At 41.3% G+C, this 22,074-nt stretch carries 17 protein-coding genes; 3 read left to right on the top strand and 14 right to left on the bottom strand.

Translation table 11 applies throughout. The annotated features are described in order from the left end of the window. Positions 1–65 precede the first annotated feature (65 nt). Positions 66–1,340, bottom strand: coding sequence for a hypothetical protein (locus tag R7R24_RS09880; RefSeq protein ID WP_262668567.1), 1,275 nt, complete (start codon positions 1,338–1,340; stop codon positions 66–68). Between the two features lie 454 nt (positions 1,341–1,794). Beyond that, positions 1,795–2,454: a DUF2726 domain-containing protein gene (locus R7R24_RS09875; RefSeq protein WP_262668566.1), complete on the bottom strand. Its 660-nt coding sequence runs from the start codon at positions 2,452–2,454 to the stop codon at positions 1,795–1,797. A 270-nt stretch (positions 2,455–2,724) separates the two neighbouring features. On the opposite strand from R7R24_RS09875, the gene R7R24_RS09870 reads away from it, so the two are divergent. Then, a complete protein-coding gene (locus R7R24_RS09870) occupies positions 2,725–3,531 on the top strand; it encodes a hypothetical protein (RefSeq protein ID WP_262668565.1) in 807 nt (268 codons plus the stop codon). A 41-nt stretch (positions 3,532–3,572) separates the two neighbouring features. Here R7R24_RS09870 and R7R24_RS09865 read toward each other — a convergent pair whose 3' ends face one another. The 4 genes from R7R24_RS09865 to matP form a co-directional block, all read right to left on the bottom strand. Continuing rightward, entirely contained in the window at positions 3,573–3,938 is a 366-nt protein-coding gene (locus tag R7R24_RS09865) for a phage protein (RefSeq protein WP_024701218.1), read from the bottom strand. Positions 3,939–4,440: 502 nt separating this feature from the next. Continuing rightward, complete coding sequence (locus tag R7R24_RS09860) at positions 4,441–4,764, bottom strand: hypothetical protein (protein ID WP_025766620.1); 324 nt, start codon at positions 4,762–4,764, stop codon at positions 4,441–4,443. A gap of 114 nt (positions 4,765–4,878) precedes the next feature. Then, on the bottom strand, positions 4,879–5,190 hold the full coding sequence (locus tag R7R24_RS09855; protein WP_005377468.1) for a DUF3634 family protein: 312 nt from the start codon (positions 5,188–5,190) through the stop codon (positions 4,879–4,881). A 15-nt stretch (positions 5,191–5,205) separates the two neighbouring features. Continuing rightward, entirely contained in the window at positions 5,206–5,655 is a 450-nt protein-coding gene (gene matP, locus R7R24_RS09850) for a macrodomain Ter protein MatP (protein ID WP_005396497.1), read from the bottom strand. A gap of 210 nt (positions 5,656–5,865) precedes the next feature. On the opposite strand from matP, the gene R7R24_RS09845 reads away from it, so the two are divergent. After that, positions 5,866–7,506 (top strand): AAA family ATPase, encoded by a 1,641-nt coding sequence (locus R7R24_RS09845; RefSeq protein WP_005377458.1) that lies wholly within the window; start codon positions 5,866–5,868, stop codon positions 7,504–7,506. Between the two features lie 70 nt (positions 7,507–7,576). After that, positions 7,577–8,095, top strand: a complete 519-nt coding sequence (gene fabA / locus R7R24_RS09840; protein WP_005390081.1) for a bifunctional 3-hydroxydecanoyl-ACP dehydratase/trans-2-decenoyl-ACP isomerase — start codon at positions 7,577–7,579, stop codon at positions 8,093–8,095. A 140-nt stretch (positions 8,096–8,235) separates the two neighbouring features. On the opposite strand, the gene rmf is transcribed toward fabA, so the two are convergent. The 8 genes from rmf to R7R24_RS09800 all read right to left on the bottom strand — a co-directional run bounded on the left by rmf (position 8,236) and on the right by R7R24_RS09800 (position 21,975). Then, positions 8,236–8,409: a ribosome modulation factor gene (gene rmf / locus R7R24_RS09835; RefSeq protein ID WP_005377453.1), complete on the bottom strand. Its 174-nt coding sequence runs from the start codon at positions 8,407–8,409 to the stop codon at positions 8,236–8,238. A 181-nt stretch (positions 8,410–8,590) separates the two neighbouring features. Beyond that, positions 8,591–10,324: a DUF3466 family protein gene (locus tag R7R24_RS09830; RefSeq protein ID WP_025766617.1), complete on the bottom strand. Its 1,734-nt coding sequence runs from the start codon at positions 10,322–10,324 to the stop codon at positions 8,591–8,593. Between the two features lie 7 nt (positions 10,325–10,331). Then, complete coding sequence (locus R7R24_RS09825) at positions 10,332–12,251, bottom strand: ABC transporter ATP-binding protein (protein ID WP_005377449.1); 1,920 nt, start codon at positions 12,249–12,251, stop codon at positions 10,332–10,334. Further along, positions 12,229–12,471 carry a glutaredoxin family protein gene (locus R7R24_RS09820; RefSeq protein ID WP_017821808.1) on the bottom strand — a complete coding sequence of 81 codons (243 nt, stop codon included), beginning with the start codon at positions 12,469–12,471 and terminating at the stop codon, positions 12,229–12,231. Before R7R24_RS09820 ends, R7R24_RS09825 begins: the two co-directional genes overlap by 23 nt. A gap of 21 nt (positions 12,472–12,492) precedes the next feature. Beyond that, on the bottom strand, positions 12,493–14,613 hold the full coding sequence (rlmKL, locus tag R7R24_RS09815) for a bifunctional 23S rRNA (guanine(2069)-N(7))-methyltransferase RlmK/23S rRNA (guanine(2445)-N(2))-methyltransferase RlmL (RefSeq protein ID WP_005377445.1): 2,121 nt from the start codon (positions 14,611–14,613) through the stop codon (positions 12,493–12,495). A 487-nt stretch (positions 14,614–15,100) separates the two neighbouring features. Further along, positions 15,101–15,643 (bottom strand): cell division protein ZapC, encoded by a 543-nt coding sequence (locus tag R7R24_RS09810; RefSeq protein WP_005377444.1) that lies wholly within the window; start codon positions 15,641–15,643, stop codon positions 15,101–15,103. Between the two features lie 168 nt (positions 15,644–15,811). Beyond that, positions 15,812–16,822, bottom strand: a complete 1,011-nt coding sequence (gene pyrD / locus R7R24_RS09805) for a quinone-dependent dihydroorotate dehydrogenase (RefSeq protein ID WP_017634281.1) — start codon at positions 16,820–16,822, stop codon at positions 15,812–15,814. Between the two features lie 311 nt (positions 16,823–17,133). Continuing rightward, on the bottom strand, positions 17,134–21,975 hold the full coding sequence (locus R7R24_RS09800; RefSeq protein WP_025766614.1) for an NAD-glutamate dehydrogenase: 4,842 nt from the start codon (positions 21,973–21,975) through the stop codon (positions 17,134–17,136). Positions 21,976–22,074: the final 99 nt, after the last annotated feature.

Raw genomic sequence — 22,074 nt, 5'->3', positions numbered from 1 at the left:
TTTTCGACCATTGCACTGGTAACTATAGCTAGTGTCTAATTCATTAAGTTAGACAAATTAGGTGATCACTTCTTTTTAGATTCAGAACTCTTCTGCCACAACTCCATTGCAATCTCTTGTATGTTTGCTTTTTCGATTTTCTGCGGCATATGCTCTTTCTTAGAAATAACCAGACTCTTAATTAGTTCCATTTTACTTTCAACCCTTTGTTTTAGGATCGCATCTTCATCTAGTCCATCTAGGCCTTGCTTCTGTGAATCCACACACTCTTTAACCAAATAAGATACTTGTTTAGTGGCGGCTATATTTTTGGAATTTTCAGTAATTATATTTATTAAGAAATAAATAACTGATGTTAGTGCACCCAATAAGAAAATATTTATAAATATAATAGGTAACCTGCTAACCAAATGAGTCCACAAATCAAAGTTAAACTGAAAGTTATCAACTGTAGATAAAGCACTCTTGTAGATAACAACACTTACCACTGTTGTTAAAATCAAAAACACCACAAGAAGAAAAATGTAAATTATATTTTGGTTTCTTATTTCTTCTTTATATGATGAGAAATCCTCACTAAATCTAGATTCTTCTTCTTTAAATTTATTTATTTTATTCTCCAGCTCTTCAACTTTAATTTCCTTTTCGGAAATTTCCGTTATGAAAGAATTAATTCTATTTTCACTATCTCTTATTTCTTTAGACTGCTTAGATTTTAAATCTAAGTTGTTCTTAACTTCATTATTTAAGTTGGATAACTCGCTTCTAACTGACTCTACATGCTCCCTAGTTTGATTTAGTTGATTTTCTTCAACATCCTTGGTTTCATGGAGCCTTTTATTGGTTTCAATTAAAGACCTAGCCTCTTCTTCCAATTCTTCTTTTTGACTTTTAAGATGAGCTATATCTTTGTTGAACTCTTTGATTACTTCATCTTCACTGCTTCTAACTTCATTAAAAGCATTACCTATTGATATAATGATATCTCTTAATTTTGATATACTATCTCCAGTTATTTTTATACTATTCAAAAGGTATTTTTCGTTATTAGGGCATATACATTTCATTAACAAAGGAACATCGTTAACTTCAAAAAAATATGTAACAAAATCGTTTTCAACCTCCCTGTTCTTTGCATGAATTATTCTTGAGTCACCTTCACCATTAGTAATATGCAGCTTTATATCAGAATCAAAACCTCTTACCCTAAACATTACATATTTAACAAGATTTATTTCATTATATTCATATATATATGTATTATTTTCAATTAAGAATAAATTATCATCCCCATAGCTACAATATGTCCCATCGCCTGCGATATAGTATTGTTCTTCCACTAACGATTCATTAATTTTTAGCCAACCCGAGTGTGTGATACTTCTCATACTTTCAAAAATTTGCTTATACATAGTTCTTATTCTTTTTGTTAAAAGGACATCTTATCAAATCTTACTCAGACTCACATTGATCTCTCTAATATTAAGAGAATTAACTTACATTATGACCTTGCAACGAGGTTAATGCCTTTTTAGTCAGCGTACTTAACGAGCATAGTTAGCGTTTAGGCATCACTAGGAGACTGAATTTCAAGTAAGGCAATTCCGATAAGGATTTCTTGAGGTTCAACTAGTTGCCCTGTTGACAGTTCAATCGCGTCCTTATGCATTTTGAAATTTCCCCTAGATCCTGAAGCAGCTAGTTCCCTCCCCTTAGTCACTCTCACACTCTTAAAACATAGTTTGCAGCGCTTTGAGTTAAAAGAAAGCCGAACAATTGCTGTTCGACTCTGTTTTAGCTGTACTGTAATAGGCTTTCCAACTCTCTACACTTTATTATCGTGTCGCGCTCTAATACGGTTGCGATATGTGTTTTGTCATAAGAACTTCTAGCTTCAAACCGAAGCAACGGATGGTGTCCGTTAAGTGCATTGTTTACGTATATGTCTCGTTCTTGTCTCTTCTTCTGTCTATGAGATGAGTCGTCCAGCTCGATAACTGCCAATACTTTTGTGTCTCTATCCGTTATCACGTAGTCCATTCTTTTAGCCCAAGTTCGAGAGTTATCTTTAAAGTTGGTCGGTTGAACCAAAGCCATCAATGACACTTGGCTATGAATTACGTATTCATCAGGTATAAGCTCCTGCAGCACTTTATAGAATCTACGCTCTGTCTTAGTTGCCAAGTATGTACTTTTCTTGTGTGGTACAGAATTAGTCTTATTGCCAGGGTTTGGCAAAGGTACTTCTACTATATCGGGGCTCTTTTCTACAACTTTTGGTTCAAAAGAATGTATGCTGTTCGGTCTTCTAACCGTTGCACCTTTCTCCCATTCGTTAAGCCTACGTTTAGGTTTCTTACCCTTCTTTGTGAATAGATACACAATACACGCTAAGGACATAAGTATCAGTAATTCAGGCACTTTCCGTTCCTCACTCATAAAAAATGAGTGCATGGTAGCATATTGTTTTTGTTCAGTGTGTTATTGAAATCAGCTTTTATGCGCCCCCGTAATGTATTACGGGGGTAAATTCAACCATTCTTCAACTACATGGAGACTGTATAGCCCTACCGTCTTTGTTCAAAATTCTAAACTTCGTTTATTGTTGGTGTCGCAACCCCGAAAAACGTCTATATTCTTACAGTTGCATTTTATTTATCATATCTTGGTAGTGCTGTATGGGGTTATCTGTCAGCACAATAAAGCGCTCCAAAGGTAATTATTTTGAACTATAGAAATATCTCAAGATCACACGTAAAAGCTGCACGAGAAGAGCTTAATTCTGGCACTGATAAACGCTTACATTATGCCGCTTTAGAGCTTCGTATGGCAATGGAAGCCATTACTTATGACCGCGCATTAGCCTATAAGAGAGAGTTTCCACCTGAAGAGTATGAAACTTGGCAACCTAAAAAAGTTATGATGGTGCTTTTGGAAATAGATGCACATGCAGATGTCAGCAGTACCATATCTTTTGGTGTCCAGCCATCTCCTGACACGCCTCCTGAAGAGATGGTCTGTTTGGGTACAGAGAAGACATTTAATTTTAACATGTTAAAAAAACACTATGATGCGCTAGGGAATTATCTTCACATTATATCGATGAAGCGCTTCAAAGAAGGCAAATTTCATGATGCGACTAAACTAAGATCTCGATGTGAAGAGATATCTGAGTTTTTAGAACAAGCTTTGAGTTCACCTGTCTTTAACATGACTTTTGGCAATTTTTCTTCTTTGGACTGCTTTGAGTGCCAATCAAAAATAAGAAAGAGAATTCCTGATGATTTTTCTGAACCAATTACAGCCACATGCTTTGATTGCAGAGCGACCTATATTTTAACTAAGGGCGATGAGGCGAAAATTAGGTGGGAGTTAAAACAGCATGAAATAAAGTGTGGAAATTTAGAGTGCCAACGAACGCAGACTGTGCTCGAGCGTGACATAAAATTAGGGGAAAGTTGGATATGCTCAAGCTGTAATGGTCAAAATACTTTTGCATTAGGCATTCATTATAATAAGGCTATTAAATAGCTCTTTCAAAATAAGAGAGGCTCCTTAGAGCCTCTTGTTTTTCACATCATATCTCTCAGTGCCCTAGCATATTTCAACACTTGTCCTGCCGCCTCTAAGTCTGTCAACGCCCCAATCTCTAATAAAGCAATCCCTGTCAAAACTTGTTGGGCTGTCACCAATTGACCAGTTGGGAGTTCTAACCTGTCATAGTGCATTTTAAAGTGCTCCCATTGTTCTGATGGGCTAAGTTCCCTTCCCTTTGTCATTCGCATAAGTCGTTTACACTCCGGAGGAATGGTTTTCCCCTTATCCCATTCTTTGACTGTTCTCACAGTTTTCAAACAAAGTTCAGCAGCTTGTTCGACGGATAAACCACATTCAAATTCACGAAAAATATAGTTTTTAGTCATTTCGTGATACTTCATTGAATAGTCCCTCAAAAGAGAGACATTTTATAGGACTAGCATATGCAATCGCATTCAACATAAGCAGATATAATGCGCACCAAGGAGTGAGATCTCAAAGCAATAATGTCCGGTTTTAGCTACTTTAAAATGTCCTCCTAAGATTAACAACATTGTTTGCTTTTGAGGCTTTAACCGAGGTTCCTGTGGACTTGCAATCGCTAGTTTGGTTTGTGGTTATGCTTACGAAGCAAATCAAATCTCTTATTGAAAATTGATGCGCGCTTAGTCCCCGACTTACTGGCGTGTCCTTCCGTAAGCACCTGAATCAATCTATGTATGGTGATGATGGCCAACTCACTGAATTTGCCATTCAATGGCATCACGATTACTAACTTAAGCGCTACCAAACAAAAAAGCCTTTCATACTCGCCTCGTACAACAGCAAAAATCAGCTAAACGCTCTAATCGCTCCGCAACGAAATCTGCCAAAAATCACGAGCTCAGTTGCGTTCTGAAACATTTATAAGCCTGTGGTTATATGGAGGCGAATGTACTTTTCGGGGTATTTGTAACGATAGCGTTTTCCTTTCTTCAAGTTGGACTTAACGTACCTACACACTTTTTGGTCACCACTGCTGGTTACTCTTTTTATTACTGCGTTTTTACTTTTGTGCTCCATTTCTATCATGACGTCACAATAACCTTGATAGCCATCAAACTTATTGTCTACTTTCTTTTGAAGCTTAGTCTTAATCTTTTTAGCCAACAGGTTCGTTTCTGAATCGTCAGCAAAAACTGAATTACTTGCAAAGATCAATACCATTAAAGTTACAACGTATCTCATCGTTTTGGTCCGTTTATGTTGTTGATTGTTCGATGATAAGTAATTTTTCTGTAGATACGAAAATGGGACGCCACATTGCGTCCCATTTAACATGATGAAGTAACTGATATGTAATTAAGCGCGCTTCTTGCCTTTGTTTGCTTTGAAGCCCTGGTGCGGAAAAACGTTACGAATCCTCTGTTGAACTTTTTTGGGAATGCCTTTGGAAAAGCTTAAGCGCATTCCTGTTCGTTGGCTATACACCTTCATTTCACCAGTAAACGGGTTATGCTCACTAATATCCTGTAAGTTGTGTTTGAAAGAAGGAGGTAGATGCCCTTTTACGTTACTAATATGGCCATTATCGAACTTTACTTTTAACACCGGCCTATCGACTGCGATCAACCAAAAGATCACGATGGCTGCAATTAAGATTACATATAACATTTGGCACTCCCTATCCTAGCTAGATAGCAATTTACTCAAATCCTCTTTAATTGAGGTAACTTTTTGACTCGCTTTTTCACTTCTCGACGCTTCGGAAAGCAAATATTCAATTGCGTCAGATAACGTACAACCAAGTTCATTCGCTCTACTAGAAAGCTTTTCCCAAACTCGGTAATCTAAATCAATGGATTTCTTCTTTGTATGGACTTGCTCTGCATTGAAGTGACGTTTCCGTTTCGCTCGGATAGCCTGCTTGAGTTTATTATCTAACTCTTCTGACATGTGGTTTTCTATCCAAGCTAAGACAAGTGTAGGCTCGTGTTCAAGGCGTTTTAGTTCTGCGACCGCTGCATCTGCTTCGCTTGTATCAATATGTCGGGTAATCGCTTCACCATCTTTCCATTTTTTGATGAGATACTTCCATTTCCACCCACATTCTAGATTCTCAAGCTGCTGATATTTCATTTGTTCCGACCCATAAACATAACCTAGTGACAGCGTAACCCAGATGGTTTACTTGGGCAAATAAAACTCTTAGAAGTATCGATGTTGATCACTCATTTGTCTAAGTATTGTTCATTGAGAGATGAATGCCGAGAGCAAACCAAATTGGTGCTAGGGTGTTATAGTCCGTTTCGTTATAATGTCGGCAAGATTGAATTACGATGAATTTTAATGAACCAACTTAATTGGCAAGACGTAACACCTTCACTTGAGCAGTACGAAGCACTTTTAAAGTCTGCACCTTCGTTACCAAAGAAGTCTTTTACTGATCTCCAACCGAGAATGTCGGCAACGATATCTCGTTTTTCAAAAATTTCCGGATTGACGCGAGTACTACTCATTAACTGCGTAGATAATTCTGTATATAGAGAGTTCATCAGTAAAGCTCTTCAGAGCCAGTCTAACGCTGCGATAGTTTTTTCGGAATCACTTGATGCCAAACGTTTATTTGACCGTTACAGTGTTGATGTAAGTGGTGATATTGCCTTCCAACCTGGTTTAATTTCACAGGCAGATAACGGTTACTTAATTGTACCGGCTAATCTAATTTTGGCTAACCCAGGGCTTTGGCCAAATATAAAGTCTGCAATTCAACAAAACCTTATCGAGCCACTGAACCTAAGCCCTACTCGTTTACCTACTTCAGTACCGCAAGCTAAAGCTTATGATGTAAAACTGATTGTAACAGGAGAAAGAAGTCAGTTAGCAGAGCTAGAATACATCGATGAAGACTTCTGTTCTGGCTTTGCCATGTATACGGAAGTTGAAGAAGATATTCATCTGTCAGAGCAGAATTTGACAGATTACTTTGGTTTAGTGAACTGGATATGTTCTCAATATCAGCTGCCTCACTTAACTGAATGTGGTTTTAGAAGATTGTTGCTAGCCGGTATGAGATTTACTGAAGATCAACATTATCTGCCTTTAGGAGTAATGTGGCACTCTCAACTTCTAACGCTTGCCAGCCAGTTCAGTGATGGTCACGCATTAGATTACAAGTCGTTAGATAAAGCGATTGACGACAAGTATTACCGAGAATCTTACCTTCCTCAGCGTGCCGTGTACGATATTTTAGATGGACAAGTCATCATTGAGACAACTGGGGAACAAGTTGGTCAAATCAATGGCCTAACCGTTATTGATATGGCTGGGCACCCTGTCAGCTATGGTGAGCCTGCACGAATATCTTGTGTAATTCATTTTGGTGATGGCGATGTTTCCGATGTTGAGCGCAAAGCTGAGCTTGGAGGCAATCTACATGCAAAAGGCATGATGATTATGCAAGCTTTCTTGAGCTCTGCTCTGAAACTGGATGAACCACTGCCTTACTCTGCCTCCATCGTATTTGAACAGTCTTATAGTGAAGTTGATGGTGACAGCGCATCTCTTGCAGAACTTTGTTGCTTGGTGAGTGCTTTATCTGAATCTCCAATTAATCAACAAGTTGCTGTTACAGGAGCTGTTGATCAGTTTGGTCGAGTGCAAGCCGTCGGTGGCTTGAACGAAAAAATTGAAGGCTTTTATCAGGTTTGTAAACATCAAGGTTTTACAGGAAATCAAGGTGTTGTGATGCCAAAATCAAACCTTAAACACCTTGCATTACATAAAGATGTAATAGAAAGCATTAAAAATGGTGAGTTCCATATTTGGTCCGTTTCTACCGTAGATGAAGCTATTCCGATTGTAATGAATAAACCTTTTAGAGGTGAAGACGATAGCATTATTGGCAAAATAGCGGAACGTATTGAAAACTTTGAAAGACATGAGCATCCAGAAGGAATTGTGCAGCGCATCAAAAACTGGTTTGTCTAGTACTGATCGGAGTTGTTTAGCGTACACGTGTTCACTAAGATGCAGCTATCAAAAATTGGAGTAATTGATAATGCAAAACAAACGTGATTCTTATAACCGTGACGATCTACTTGCTTCTAGCCAAGGCGAACTGTTTGGGCCTGGTTACCCTCAGCTTCCTGCGCCAAACATGCTAATGATGGATCGTGTTACTAAAATGTCTGAGACTGAAGGCGATTTTGGTAAAGGTTTGATCTTGGCGGAATTGGATATTACTCCAGATTTGTGGTTCTTTGACTGCCACTTCCCTGGCGACCCAGTAATGCCGGGTTGTCTTGGCCTTGATGCGATGTGGCAACTTGTTGGTTTCTTCCTTGGCTGGGTTGGTGGCAAAGGAAAAGGTCGTGCTCTGGGTGTTGGCGAAGTGAAGTTTACAGGTCAGATCCTGCCAACAGCGAAAAAAGTGACGTACGAAATCCACATGAAACGCGTTGTAAACCGTAAACTTGTGATGGGTTTGGCCGACGGTCGTGTATGTGTGGACGGCAAAGAAATCTACGTAGCAAAAGATTTGAAAGTTGGCTTGTTCCAAGACACTTCAAGCTTCTAATCACGATTTTAATCGATTTATTAAGGCTCCTATTTAGGAGCCTTTTTGTTGTCGAGTGTTAACCTACTTCCCTATGTCCCTATAATGTAGAAAAGGCTCCGTAGAGCCCTTTCGAATCCTTCTTTTTGTATGTGGAGAGTTTATTTGTAGAGACCAGATTGTCTTTCATCTCTGGCATCACGCCAACCACCTAACCAATACGACCGAGCATCAACTTGTTGATATGGGCAAGCCTCTTGAGACCTTCCATTCAACCCAGCTTTGTAGCCTTGAGATTGAGCTCGTTCTAGGCGATCACGCTTTTGTCTCTTCATAGTTAATTCCTCATACAGGTCCATTTACTAACGTACAGCTGTTATTGTGAAACTTTGATGGAGTTTTTATGACTCCACTTATAAGAATCGATCAAAGTAGGCAATTTCTCAAGGCATAAAAAAAGCAGAGACTCAAATGTGTGAGCATCTGCTTGATTTAAAAATTACTGACGATTTTTAACTATTTTCTACGGAACCCAAACAATCCAAGCATGGTCAAAGCTAACCAACCAAGGCCTGCACCTTGACGCTCTGTCGTCGTTGAGTCAATGCTTCGAGATACGATGTCGTCCTTAGTTGCGTCAGCAATAGGTACTAGTTTGACTGCTACAATTTGCTCTTCAGAGCTACATGTCGCATTGTTTGCTGTTGTGCTATAACCACCTGCACATTTCATAGCTGTACCAGAGATCACACCTGCATCATTGATATCAGTTGCGTCGATAATACGGAACTGATTGTTTTGTTCAGAGTAATCACCGCCATTAGTCAAACTGTCTAGGAACCAAGCTTTTCCATTAAACAATGTTGCAGCACGTTCACTAGTCTCGCCACCTAGGCTATATGGATAGATAAAACCGCGCTTACGACGTGGCTTGCCATCGTCTTCACGAGTCGTTTCTGCATCAAGTTGCCCGACGATTTCATTGTAAGAGTTGATACCGCCCATCTTACCGCCCGCACCGCTAAAGAAAATGCCAGTAGTTGGGTAAAAAGCGCTAATAGAATCCTTACGAACATCATCTACGATAAAGAGACGATTCGGAGCAGAGCCCGTTGGCATTAAGTATCCGCCCGAACGTTTTGCTTCACCAATAGCAACAAAATTAGAGTTAACGTCGGTTAATCGTGAGTTTGTATGAACCGTATCATCACCCTCGCGCTGTCTAGCTCCTACAACAACTTTGTTTTTCCAAGTTGCGTTTTCAACGCTACCTTCGGCTTCTAGAGTTCCGACAAAAACAGTCGCATTCAGGTAGTTATCATCACTGTAAGTGTTGTAACCTACGCCATAGACCGTAGTTCCATCAGTGACAAGGTCACGCATGCTCCCTTGAGCTAACCTTTCTCCATCTTTAGATGTGCCACTTGGCCAAGCCAATTCACTGACGGTTCCGCTTTGATCCCAAATCGCTGCTTTTGATGTGTGGTGAGATCCATTGGTATTGCTTGCTGTTCGAGAAACACTGCCAACAGTAAAATTGCCGTCTGTGCTCCAAGCATGGCTTTGCACAACACTTGCGTCACCATCGCCAGTAAGAATATTTGGCTCTACTGGTGCAACTACGGTATTTCGTGTTTCTAATGTAGAAGTATTTTCTGTGCTAACTTTACTCTGATTACCGACAGCTGCACCATCCTCGGTAAGCTGGTTGATAACATTGTTATATTCATTTTTATAAGCAGCAGAATCTTCTTCTATGAACGCTAACGCATTAGAAGTAAAGTCTTTACTACGTTCTTTATTCCACGGCGTCCAGTTTACTGAAGCCCATGAGTCACAGGTGGAATAGCGAAGCTGGTTGTAACAGTAACGCTCAAAGTCTTTGAGTTCTTGGATGTAATAAAAGCCAGCGTCTAATCCGAATGGGATTTCTTCACGATAGCTGTTCCCATCCACGGCTTGTGTCGCTGAAATCGGTGTAGTGCGAGTTTCCATTGCAAGTTTAAACTGCTCTGGCGTGCAGTTTGCTGCTGCATCAAAGCAGCCTAGAGCGAAAGGTGAACCTGTTGAAGGATCTGTACCTGCATTGCCCTGTTGAATTGCAACCCCGTAAGCCGTTTGGTAGTCACCGTTTGAACCATGATCCTGAGGTGAAACCTCAACAACTTGATACAATGCCGCCTGTGCGTTCATTGTGGTACCAACCATCATTGCAATGGCGGTCAATTTGAATTTATTACTACAATTCATTGAATTCTTAACTATCCTGTTGCATTGCTTCGAGTTCTTCCCATCTCTCGAATGCGATTTCCAACTCCTGCTCTAATGCAGCAAGCTGTTCCAATACCGGCTGAGTTTGCTCTACAGGTTTAGCAAAGAACTCTGGATCGTTCACTTGCTCCTGAAGGCTCTCGATATCCGACTCTAATTGTTCAAGTTTAGCTGGTAGAGCCTCTAATTCTCTTTGCAGCTTATACGATAACTTCTTCGAATTGTTCTTAGGTTGCGTAGTTTTGGGAGTTTCCTCAACCACTTTCTCTTTCTTTGTTGGTTTTTCAACCTGACTGCGCGAAGCAAGAACTTGGTCACGCTGCTGTTTAGCATCATGATAACCACCAACGAACTCTTCGATTATACCGTTACCCTCAAAAATCCAGCTGGTTGTTACTGTGTTGTCTACGAACTCACGGTCGTGACTCACTAACAATAATGTACCCTGATAATTGGCAAGCATTTCTTCTAAAAGTTCCAACGTTTCGATATCCAAATCGTTAGTTGGTTCATCAAGAATAAGTAAGTTGTTTGGCTTCAACAAGATACGGGCTAGCAATAATCGGTTTTTCTCACCACCAGAAAGTGCCTTAACCGGGGTTCTGGCGCGCTTAGGTGCAAATAAGAAGTCTTGAAGATAACTCAGCGCATGACGCTGACGTCCCCCAACCATTACTTCTTGTTTCCCATCCGCTAAGTTATCGATCACTGTCTTTTCTGGATCCAAAATCTCTCGGTACTGATCAAAGTACGCGACTTCTAATTTTGTTCCGCAGTGTAAACGACCAGACTGCGCTTCCAATTGCCCCAATAGCAATTTAAGTACCGTACTCTTACCGCAGCCATTTGGTCCGATAAGTGCAATACGGTCACCACGCATGATGTTAAAGCTAAAGTCGTCGACAATTGTCTTGCCTTCGTAAGCAAAAGATACATTTTCTGCTTCAAATACAATCTTACCAGAACGAGAAGCATCATCGATGTTTAGGTTAACTTTACCTTGAACTTCACGACGGTCACGACGCTCTTCACGAAGTTTTTTAAGGGCTCGAACACGGCCTTCATTACGAGTACGACGTGCTTTAATGCCTTGACGAATCCACACTTCTTCCTGAGCTAGTTTCTTATCGAACTCAGCATTCTGCATTTCTTCGACGCGAAGCATTTCTTCTTTGTCATTCAAATACTGTTCGTAATTACCAGGGAAAGAAGCTAATTGACCGCGATCTAAGTCGACGATGCGTGTCGCCATCGACTTGATGAATGCACGGTCGTGAGAAATAAAGATGATCGAGCCTTTGAAGTCTTTTAAGAAGTTCTCTAACCATTCGATCGTTGTCACATCGAGATGGTTTGTTGGTTCATCAAGAAGCAATACATCAGGATCACAAACCAGCGCACGAGCTAAAGCAGCTTTACGTTGCCAGCCACCGGATAGATCGGTCAGTTTGGTTTCAGGGCTTAGTTTTAAAGCGCCAAGTACGTTCTTAACACGGTCATCAAAGCGCCAAGCATTAGAATGATCAAGCTGCTCTTGAACTTTCGCCAAACGGTTAATGTTCTTCTCACTTGGGTCTTGAGCAACAAGATCGAGAAGATCGTGATAAATCTTCAATTGTTCGCCGATTTCAGCCAAACCGCCAGATACGTATTCGTAAACCGTACCCTCTTGATTGCGCGGTGGATCTTGTTCAAGCCGAGAAACTACTACGTCTTGAGTTATTTGAATCTTGCCATCATCCAACAAAATGTCGCCGGCAAGCACTTTCATTAACGTGGACTTACCTGCTCCGTTACGACCAACTAAACAAACGCGTTCGTTTTCTTGAAGAGCGAACTCCGCTTTGTCTAGCAATGGGTGGTCACCAAATGCAAGTTGTGCGTTATGAATGGTAAGTAATGCCATTATTATCCAACCAATGTGTGAGTTGTTCTAAGTCAAACGGCCAGTTCAACTCAGAATCTTGATATTTTAATACGGGTATTGTGACGCCGTAACGAGAAAATAGTACATCATCAAACGCAATATCAATGATATCTGTTTGCTCGGCCAAACCGACTTGGTCTACTAGAGCAAATGCCATCTCACAAAGATGGCATCCCTCCGTGCTATACAATATCAGCACGTATTAATCCTTTTGTTTATACTACGCGTGCGTTACTAGCCAACAGTTATGAATCTGTTTATTACGCGCAAAATCTAATGGTAACGTTTGAGAAGAAATATTCTGAACCTTCAAACCCAATTCAGCGAGTGATTCTTCATCCATCTTGAAGTGACGTTTGTTATTTGAAAATACGATTGTGCCTTCACTTCTCAGTAAGCGTTTGAGGTTCTTCATTAGCTTAATGTGGTCACGTTGTACATCGAATGATGTTTCCATACGCTTAGAGTTAGAGAACGTAGGTGGGTCAATAAAGATCAAGTCGTATTCACCTTTTGCGTTTTCTAGCCATTGCAAACAGTCCGCTTGTTCATATTTATGTTGGCGCCCTACACAGCCATTAAGCTGCATATTGTCTTTCGCCCAATTCAAGTAGGTGTTTGACATATCGACAGTTGTAGTGGACCGAGCACCACCAACTGCAGCGTGCACTGTTGCACTGCCAGTGTAAGCAAACAAGTTAAGGAAATCTTTACCCTGTGCCATTTCGCCAAGACGACGACGAGTGATCTTATGATCCAAGAACAGGCCTGTGTCTAGGTAGTCATGAAGGTTCACGATCAGCTTCACACCGTACTCGTTTACTTCGAGCGTCTCTGATACCTGACCTAATTTTTGGTACTGGCTTCGACCTTTCTGCTTCTCACGAACTTTCAGTACAACTTTGTTCGCTTCAACACCGGTCACCTGAATCGTCGCACGGATAATGTCCGTTAGACGACGCTTGGCTTTTTCTTCAGGGATGTTCTTAGGTGCTGCGTACTCTTGAATCACAATTTGATCGCCGTACACGTCGATCGCTACGTTGTATTCTGGAAGGTCTGCATCGTAGATACGATAGCAGTCTAGTTTCTCTTTACGAGCCCACTTGCCAATCTTGCCAATGTTTTTCTTCAAACGGTTTGAGAAGTCTGGTGCGATTTGAACGTTAGTATCTGCACCTTTAACTTCATCAGCGCTGCGCTCGGCAATGCTGTAGTTCTTTTGGTGACACGGTAACGCACCGTTGTTCAATTTAAACTGTTTATCAGCGCGCATACGAAGGCAACTCAAGAGCTCGTCCGAGCTAGAGAAGATAGATGCTTTACATCCGCCAAACTCAGATTTTAGCTGTCCACCGAATGCGGTATAGAGCGCAATCAGCCCCGGCTCAGTTCCTAGACGCTCACCGTAAGGTGGGTTTGAAACGATAACACCGTGTTCAAATCCTGCGGGACGAGTAATAGTTGCAGCATCACCTTGCGCAAACTCAATCAACTCTTCAACACCTGCTCTGCGGGCGTTTTCTTGAGCGACTTTTAATACTTTGGGGTCGTTATCGAATCCAAAAAACTTAGCGTCAACTTTCTTGACACCCCGTCTAGCTTGAACATTAGCCTCTGATTTAATCTCAGCCCAGGTCTCCGGTTCAAAGTCTTCCAAAACTTCGAAGCCCCATTGTTTGCGCTTAACGCCAGGTGCCATGTTGGCTGCCATCATTGCCGCTTCAATAAGCAAAGTACCAGAACCACACATTGGATCGAGTAATGGTTGATGCCCATCCCAGCCACAACGCATGATAATCGCAGAAGCAAGCGTTTCACGTAATGGCGCACGACCCGATTCTGGTCGATAACCACGCTGATGAAGACCACTACCTACCATGTCTATCCCAAGCAACGCTTTATCTTTATGCAAACGAACGTGAATACGAATATCTGGGCGTTCTTTGCTGATATTAGGACGTGGCAAGCCTTTATTCTCAAAGCAATCTACGATGCCATCTTTGACCTTCATAGCTCCGTATTGGCTATTTCTAATCTCACGGTTTGTGCCGTTAAAGTCCACAACAAAGCGTTTAGAGCTATGAAATTGGTTAACCCAGTTAATAGTGGAAGTGGATAGATACAAGTCCATGTCGTTGTTACACGTGAACTCAGATAAAACACGTACAAATCGAGACGCTAAACGGCTCCACAAACAACAGCGATAAACCTGTTCGTTTGTCGCTTTAAATTTTACGCCTGCCTGTACTGGTTTCGCATTTTCAATGCCTAGTTTAGTCAGTTCTTCAACAAGCAAATTTTCCATGCCATTTGAAGTTACCGCGAGATATTGATTCATAGTGTTCTTTCGCTGATAAAAAATGGCTTCAATTATACCTGACTTTACGATCAATGCCTCGTTTTTAAAGGTATTTTCCCACCCGTTAGTTCAAATCATCACCACTCAAATGATCTAAAACTTTCAACATCTTTAGTTTGAATGTTTTTCATTCATGAACGTATTTTGTTTCCTTTAGAAGAAGTGAATACTTATTTACATGCATTTTGGTATATACCAGTCGTGATTGGTTGATGTAAATTACTTACAAATGCCCTTTATAGGGGAATAAATAGGGTTGTTTTAGGCGCTAGGTTGCCTAATTAAAGGAGTAATCAAATTGAAATAAGTAAAATAAAAGTGACCAGCTTCATGTTTGCATGCATAGAAAACAAACAGTTTCATGGTCTTTCGGATTGGAGTGTCAGAGGAAAGGACAAAAAAAAATCGACCCAATAAGGTCGATTAAGGCAAACAAAGGAACGAAATAAAGAAAAATTAAACAGCTTTAACCCACCATTGCCATAGGGGTCATTGCAAAGAGGTGATTTGCACAAGCCATGCGATCATGCATTACTTTAATCGGCTGCCCAAATTGAAGCGCCTTATTGCCATCAAGAACAAAGGCTTCTTGGTTAACATAAGCACATAAGCTCGATGTTTCGCCTGGTTCTAGAACGATGAACATACCATCAGAATATTGATTTGTGAGAAAGACCATGTCCCCTTCTTGAGGTTCATAATCAGAGGACTGTGCATCGAAGAACCAGCTCTTAGGCTGTACAGGTTTATGAAAACGCTTTGCAGCAACACAATACAGTGTTAATTCAGCTTGGCGATATTCACTGATATCGAGACAGCGAATGCGCTCATTAAACGTTTGAAATGCGCTGGCGTCATCAACGGTAAATTCACTGTTTGAGAAGGCACAGTTAACCAACAATTTTCGGGATAGATTGGTTTGGAAAATCATTTCCTCCCCCAGATCCAGCATTAAGCAAGCTTTTTGCTCGTCAAAATACCAATTCCATTTGTCGCTGGGTTTAAGCATTATTCCGTTCTCTCTTGACTAGTTAAATCAGTGGTAAAGAGGTAAGACGCTTAATTACCTACTCGTGATTTTTAAATTCTACAAACGAACGGATAAAAAAAAAGAGGAAACAAAGTCCTCTTTTTTATGTAACAGGTACTGATTTTTCAGTAGTTTTTGATGTATATGTTAAAGATTCTTAACAATATCACGTACGAGACCTGGGCCGTGGTAAATAAAGCCAGTGTAGACTTGAACAAGCTTAGCGCCTGCCATGATCTTTTCTTTGGCTGCAACATAGGAATCTACACCACCAACACCGATAATTGGAAGTTTGTCTCCAAGCTCTTCATGAAGCTTACGTACGACCTCCGTAGAGCGTGATTGCACAGGGCGACCACTCAAGCCACCTGCCTCATTGGCGTGTTTCATCCCTTCTACGATCGTGCGATCCAAAGTTGTGTTAGTCGCGATCACACCATCTATATTGTTTTTCAATAAAGAATCGCAAATTTGGCAGATTTCATCGTCACTTAAATCTGGCGCAATCTTTAATGCTAACGGGACGTACTTGTTGTACTTCTCTGATAACTCCGCTTGTTTCGCCTTTAATTCGGAAAGCAGTTCATCAAGGGCTTCACCATATTGAAGTGAACGAAGGCCTGGAGTGTTTGGCGATGAGATGTTTACTGCAATATAGCCAGCATACTCATACACTTTTTCCATACAAATCAGGTAGTCCTCTGCCCCTTTCTCAATTGGCGTATCTTTATTTTTACCGATATTAATTCCGAGAACACAATTGAATTTTGCTCGTTTAACATTCTCGATCAAATTATCAACGCCTAGGTTATTAAAGCCCATGCGGTTGATGATCCCTTCTGCTTCCACTAAACGGAATAGGCGTGGTTTATCATTACCTGGTTGTGGTCGTGGCGTTACAGTGCCGACTTCGACAAAGCCAAAGCCCATGGCATCAAATGCTTCAATACATTCGCCGTTTTTATCTAAACCAGCCGCAAGACCAACAGGGTTACGGAATGTTAGACCCATACACTCAACTGGACGAGTTGGTAACTGTTGGCGGTAAAAGAGATCAAGTGGTGTGCCGTTAAAGCGTTGGAAGTTCTTGATTGCAAGATCATGTGCCTTCTCGGCATCGAGTTGGAAAAAGCCAGTTCTGGCTAGACGGTAAAGCATTGTGCCTCCGAAAGAAAAAAGCCCCGTATAAACGGGACAATATTATTTACCGTTTTTCATCGTAATTCAATGAAAATGAACGTAATAAGTAAAAACCTATATCTTTATAAGATTTTCAAATATAAAACAAACAATTACAATCAAGTTTCTGCGATAAAAATCGTAACTAACCGCTTAAAAGCAATCGATTTCACTCTGTTTTAATTTCAACTCAATGTGACAATGTAACTATTTTCGTTCCAAATGTGAATAATAGATAATAAAAAGCCCCGTTAAATAACGAGGCTTTTACTTATGACTTGATTATTCCACTACTCTTTCGATGAGCAGTTGAGGTTTAAAAGTACTAGCTCTCGAAGTGCTACAGAGAACTTAGCAAATTCGTGTACTGAGCCAACTTTGAACTCGTTTAAGATACTCTCCCAGCGGTGCAACGATTGCTCGTTAGTTTCAATCCAATCTTCTAACGCAGCCATCACGTCAAGCTCTTCGGTTGAGCAGCCACAAGTCAGTACCTGAGCGGTAAGTTGACGTTGTTGCCAGTCCAGATCTTCACGGAATGCCGCTCTTGCAAGTGCTTGCCAGTTGTTATCAACGGCTTGGCTATTAATTTGCTTCAAGAACCAATGCAACGATAAACGGTCACCCAAGTTAAAGTAGAGTTTCGATGCTTGCTCAACCGTTTTACCTGTTTCACTTGCTACTGATGAAATATCCAGTGCAGATTGTAAGCTTGATAAGCGGGCAACTTGGTGAGCGAGTTTCTCTTCAACCCCTTTCTCTATCCAACCTTGAGCCAACTCATTGTGTTCTTCAACTTCAGACTCAACTAACATAGTGTCTAGGGTTTCAGTGATAACATTGACATCTTGCTTGTAGATAGCAATCAACTCACCGACCGTGCATTTGCCGCTACGGTTACGAAGCAACCAGCGTGCAATTCGACGCAGTGCTCGGCGCACGTAAAACATAATTTCGTATTGAGCTTGCGCTGTCGCAACGTTATCAAGTTTGCGAGTTTGCTTGAGGATTTCTTCTAAATCAAAGATTTCTCTAGCCGCACTGTAAGCGTTGGCAATATCGACAACACTTGCACCAGTTTCTTCTTGCAAACGAGTAACGAAGTTACAGCCCATTTCATTAACCATCTGGTTAGCCAATGCTGTAGCGATAATTTCAGCTCGCAGTGGGTGATTAACCATTTGATCTTTATAGTTACGTCGTAACGCACTTGGGAAATATTCAACAAGTTGTTTTGCATGGAATTCATCATTTGCGATTTCATCCGTAACAAGTTGCTGTTTAAGTACCATTTTACCGTAGGCAACTAACACTGATAGCTCAGGGCGAGTCAGACCTAGTCCCTGTTTTTCACGCTCGATTAGCGTTTCATCATCAGGAATGTATTCGAGAGCACGGTCCAAGTACCCTGCTTTCTCCATAGTGTGGATGAATCGAATTTGCTCCTTAACAATGCCAACACCTTGCTGTTCAGTAACAGAGATCGACTCCGACTGACGGTAAGCATCATCCAAGACAATTTCACCCACTTCGTCTTCCATAGACTCTAGAATTTGGTTACGTTGCTTAACCGTAAGATCGCCATTTGAAACCAGTCCATTGAGGAAGATCTTGATGTTGACTTCATTATCCGAACAGTCAACGCCACCTACGTTATCAACGAAGTCCGTGTTCACTCGACCGCCAGTTAGTGCGTATTCGATACGACCAAGCTGAGTCATACCCAAGTTACCACCTTCGCCAACCACTTTGGCTCTTAAGTCACGGCCGTCAATGCGCAGCATGTCGTTAGCACGGTCACCAACATCTGTATGAGTTTCTGTCGATGATTTAACGTAAGTGCCGATACCACCGTTCCAAAGAAGATCGACTTTCATTTTCAAGATCATCTTTATCAGATCGTTAGGCGCTAAAGATGCTTTCTTCGTACCTAACATTTTCTGAATTTCTGGCGTCAACTGGATCGATTTTGATCGACGAGAGAAGATGCCACCACCTTGAGAGATCAAGTCTTTGTTGTAATCTTCCCAGCTTGATCTTGGCAAATTAAACAAGCGGTTACGCTCTTCCCAGCTGCTGGCTGAATCTGGATTTGGATCAATAAAGATGTGCATGTGGTTAAACGCAGCTTGCAATCGAATATGCTTCGATAACAGCATACCGTTACCGAACACGTCACCTGCCATATCACCTACACCGATTGCAGTAAAATCAGTGGTCTGACAGTTGATGCCCATTTCACGGAAGTGACGTTTAACAGATTCCCAACCACCTTTTGCGGTGATTCCCATTGCTTTGTGATCGTAACCGTTTGAACCACCTGAAGCGAATGCGTCACCTAGCCAGAAGTTGTATTCTGCAGAAACAGAGTTTGCCAAATCTGAGAAGGTTGCTGTGCCTTTATCGGCAGCCACTACTAGATATGGGTCATCTTCATCGTGACGAACAACGTTTTGTGGTGGTACCACCTCTCCTTCAATGATGTTATCTGACACATCAAGCAGTGCACGGATAAAGCGTTTGTAACAACGCTGACCTTCCGCAAAAATTTCATCACGACTGGTGAGAGATGGCTGGCGTTTACAAACGAAGCCGCCTTTTGCACCCACTGGTACAATGACAGTGTTCTTAACCTGTTGCGCTTTCACTAAGCCAAGAATCTCCGTACGGAAGTCTTCTTGACGATCTGACCAACGCAAACCACCACGAGCCACTTTTCCACCACGAAGGTGAACACCTTCAATATCTGGTGCGTAAACAAAGATCTCGAATGCAGGTACAGGCTGCGGAATCTCAGGAATATCGCTTGGCTTCATTTTCAAAGATAACCAAGGCTTAGGCTGCTTATTCTCGTCTACTTGGTAGTAGTTGGTACGAAGCGTCGCCATGATCATTTCGATATAACGACGAATAATACGATCATCATCCAAGCTCTCTACACGATCCAACTGCTCTGTTAGCTTTTTAATTAGATCGTTTTGGCCTTTGTCGCTGCCTTTGTGTTTCGGATCAAATCGCTTGGTGAACAGCTTGACTAGACCTGTCGCTAAGTCTGGGTAGTGGCTTAGCGTGTCTTCGATGTACTGCTGACTGAATGGGAAGCCGACTTGGCGCATGTATCGTGCGTAAGCGCGAAGAATGGAAATCTCACGGCCAGATAAAGACGCACCTAATAACAATCGGTTGAAACCATCACTTTCAAGATTACCCGCCCAAATGGCAGCAAATGCTTGTTGGAAACGATCACGAGCTTCACGAAGGTCAACGGTTTTCTCGCTCTTATGCAGCATAGAGAAGTCAAGGATCCAGAAGGTCTGACCGTTGTTTTTCTCGATCTCATATGGCGATTCGCCAATCACACGCAAACCAAGGTTTTCCAACATCGGCATTACGTCAGAAAGGTGAATTGGTTCATCGCGATGATATAACTTTAAGCGGACAGCTTTGGAATCTGCTCCCTCTTCTTGAGGTCGGTAGAACAACATACCAAGTTTATTATCATCACTTAACGCTTCTAAGCGCTCGATATCTGCAACCGCAGAACCTGGCATCATGTCCTCTTTGTATGAGCGAGGGAACGCACTCATATATTCTTTTGAAAGAGGAAGGCCTTTACTTTCACCAAAGTTAGCAATGATGGATTCTTTTAGTCTGTCATCCCAAGAGGTAGAAACTTCCATTAGATTTTGCTCGATCTTTTTCACGTCTACGTCAATGTTGTTATTGTCTACACGAACAATGTAATGTGTTCTCGCTAGTGGGCTTTCTGAGAAGTACGTTGTAAATTCAACCTCTTGCTCGCAACCAAAGTACTGCTTAAGAATGCGTTGAGTTTGACGACGCAATTCTGTGTTGTAACGATCTTTAGTGACATAAACCATGCAACTGAAGAAACGACCAAATGGGTCTTTACGAACAAACAAACGCAGCAAGTCACGATCTTGCATTTGTACAACACCCATTCCCACCTCAAGCAGCTCTTCTTCATTAGCTTGAAGCAACTCGTCGCGTGGGTAGTTTTCTAAGATATTGTGCAATGCTTTGTATGAGTATGATCCGTGGCGGTATCCACTTGCTTCAAGGATACGGTCAACTTTTTCACGGATCAGAGGAATACTTTGTACCGCTTGGTTGTAAACGGCGGAGGTATATAAACCAGTAAAGCGATGCTCACCTATTACTTTACCGTTTTCATCAAACTTTTTAATACCGATGTAATCAGTATAAGCCGGACGGTGGATACGAGATGCTTTGTTACCTTTGGTGATGATCAGAGCGTATGGTTTTTTCGCTTCTAATCGCGCTGAATCTGATAATTCAGAGAGCTTGACGCTACGCACGCGCTTGTCATCAGCAAACAGACCTAGTCCTTTTTCTTTAGCAGGAACAAGTTCGGTATCACCATTGACCTCTTTTAAGTCATAATCTTTATAACCCATAAAGGTAAAGTTATGATCTTCTAGCCAACGAAGAAATGCGATCGTTTCATCCATACGATCAGTTTGGATAGAAACACGATCTTTATTTTTCTCAAGTTCATCAGTAACAAACTTAAGCTTATCAACCATCTGCTTCCAGTCATCAACGACTAAGCGAGTATCAGATAGAATTCTTAACAGCTCTTCTTTAAGCGCTTGCATCTCGTCTTTACTAGTAAGGCGGTCTACCTCTATGTGGAAAAGTGATTGAAGAACACCACCCTCACCGTTTACGTCTGTAACTTGGCCTTTTTTATCACGCTGAATCTGTGTTGGGTTATTCAACATTAGGTGACAAACAAGATCCAAACGTGCTAAAGCCATTTTGACTGAGTCCACTAAGAATGGACTATCTGGAACAACAATTTCTACGATTGTGTGTGTGGATTGCCAGCCTTGACGACTTACGGTCGGGTTAAATACTCGAACCGAAATCTCTTCTGGTTTTTTTTCATTGATATGGTGCCAAAGGCTAACGACAGCACCATAAAGGTCGGATTCGTTTCGCTGAATTAGATCATCATCAGCAATGTTACTGAATAAGTGTTGAGCAAGTTTAGTTACAAGCGTTTGGTGAGAAAGCTCGAGTTTGTCTTGAATCAGTTGGTAAACCTTTTCAAGCAGAACCGGCACTACATTTTCACGCGCGGTCATATTCACACTCCACATTAGAATTGTTGTTTTGTAGGGGGACTTAGTAGCTAGGTTGTTACCTTAGAAACTAAGCATAGGTAATGCATGTGCCCATTGTAA

It is taken from the genome of Vibrio sp. 704 (genome assembly GCF_033339295.1).
The sequence above is the reverse complement of the archived record's forward strand: the minus strand, read 5'-3'. Positions and strand labels throughout refer to the sequence as shown.

What these genes read in the sequence shown, in the direction of transcription:
- R7R24_RS09875 (WP_262668566.1), bottom strand. Translation starts at nt 2,454, where the DNA reads ATGCACTCATTTTTTATGAGTGAGGAACGGAAAGTGCCTGAATTACTG.
- R7R24_RS09865 (WP_024701218.1), bottom strand. Translation starts at nt 3,938, where the DNA reads ATGAAGTATCACGAAATGACTAAAAACTATATTTTTCGTGAATTTGAA.
- R7R24_RS09860 (WP_025766620.1), bottom strand. Translation starts at nt 4,764, where the DNA reads ATGAGATACGTTGTAACTTTAATGGTATTGATCTTTGCAAGTAATTCA.
- R7R24_RS09855 (WP_005377468.1), bottom strand. Translation starts at nt 5,190, where the DNA reads ATGTTATATGTAATCTTAATTGCAGCCATCGTGATCTTTTGGTTGATC.
- matP (WP_005396497.1), bottom strand. Translation starts at nt 5,655, where the DNA reads ATGAAATATCAGCAGCTTGAGAATCTAGAATGTGGGTGGAAATGGAAG.
- R7R24_RS09845 (WP_005377458.1), top strand. Translation starts at nt 5,866, where the DNA reads ATGAACCAACTTAATTGGCAAGACGTAACACCTTCACTTGAGCAGTAC.
- fabA (WP_005390081.1), top strand. Translation starts at nt 7,577, where the DNA reads ATGCAAAACAAACGTGATTCTTATAACCGTGACGATCTACTTGCTTCT.
- rmf (WP_005377453.1), bottom strand. Translation starts at nt 8,409, where the DNA reads ATGAAGAGACAAAAGCGTGATCGCCTAGAACGAGCTCAATCTCAAGGC.
- R7R24_RS09830 (WP_025766617.1), bottom strand. Translation starts at nt 10,324, where the DNA reads ATGAATTGTAGTAATAAATTCAAATTGACCGCCATTGCAATGATGGTT.
- R7R24_RS09825 (WP_005377449.1), bottom strand. Translation starts at nt 12,251, where the DNA reads ATGGCATTACTTACCATTCATAACGCACAACTTGCATTTGGTGACCAC.
- rlmKL (WP_005377445.1), bottom strand. Translation starts at nt 14,613, where the DNA reads ATGAATCAATATCTCGCGGTAACTTCAAATGGCATGGAAAATTTGCTT.
- R7R24_RS09810 (WP_005377444.1), bottom strand. Translation starts at nt 15,643, where the DNA reads ATGCTTAAACCCAGCGACAAATGGAATTGGTATTTTGACGAGCAAAAA.
- pyrD (WP_017634281.1), bottom strand. Translation starts at nt 16,822, where the DNA reads ATGCTTTACCGTCTAGCCAGAACTGGCTTTTTCCAACTCGATGCCGAG.
- R7R24_RS09800 (WP_025766614.1), bottom strand. Translation starts at nt 21,975, where the DNA reads ATGACCGCGCGTGAAAATGTAGTGCCGGTTCTGCTTGAAAAGGTTTAC.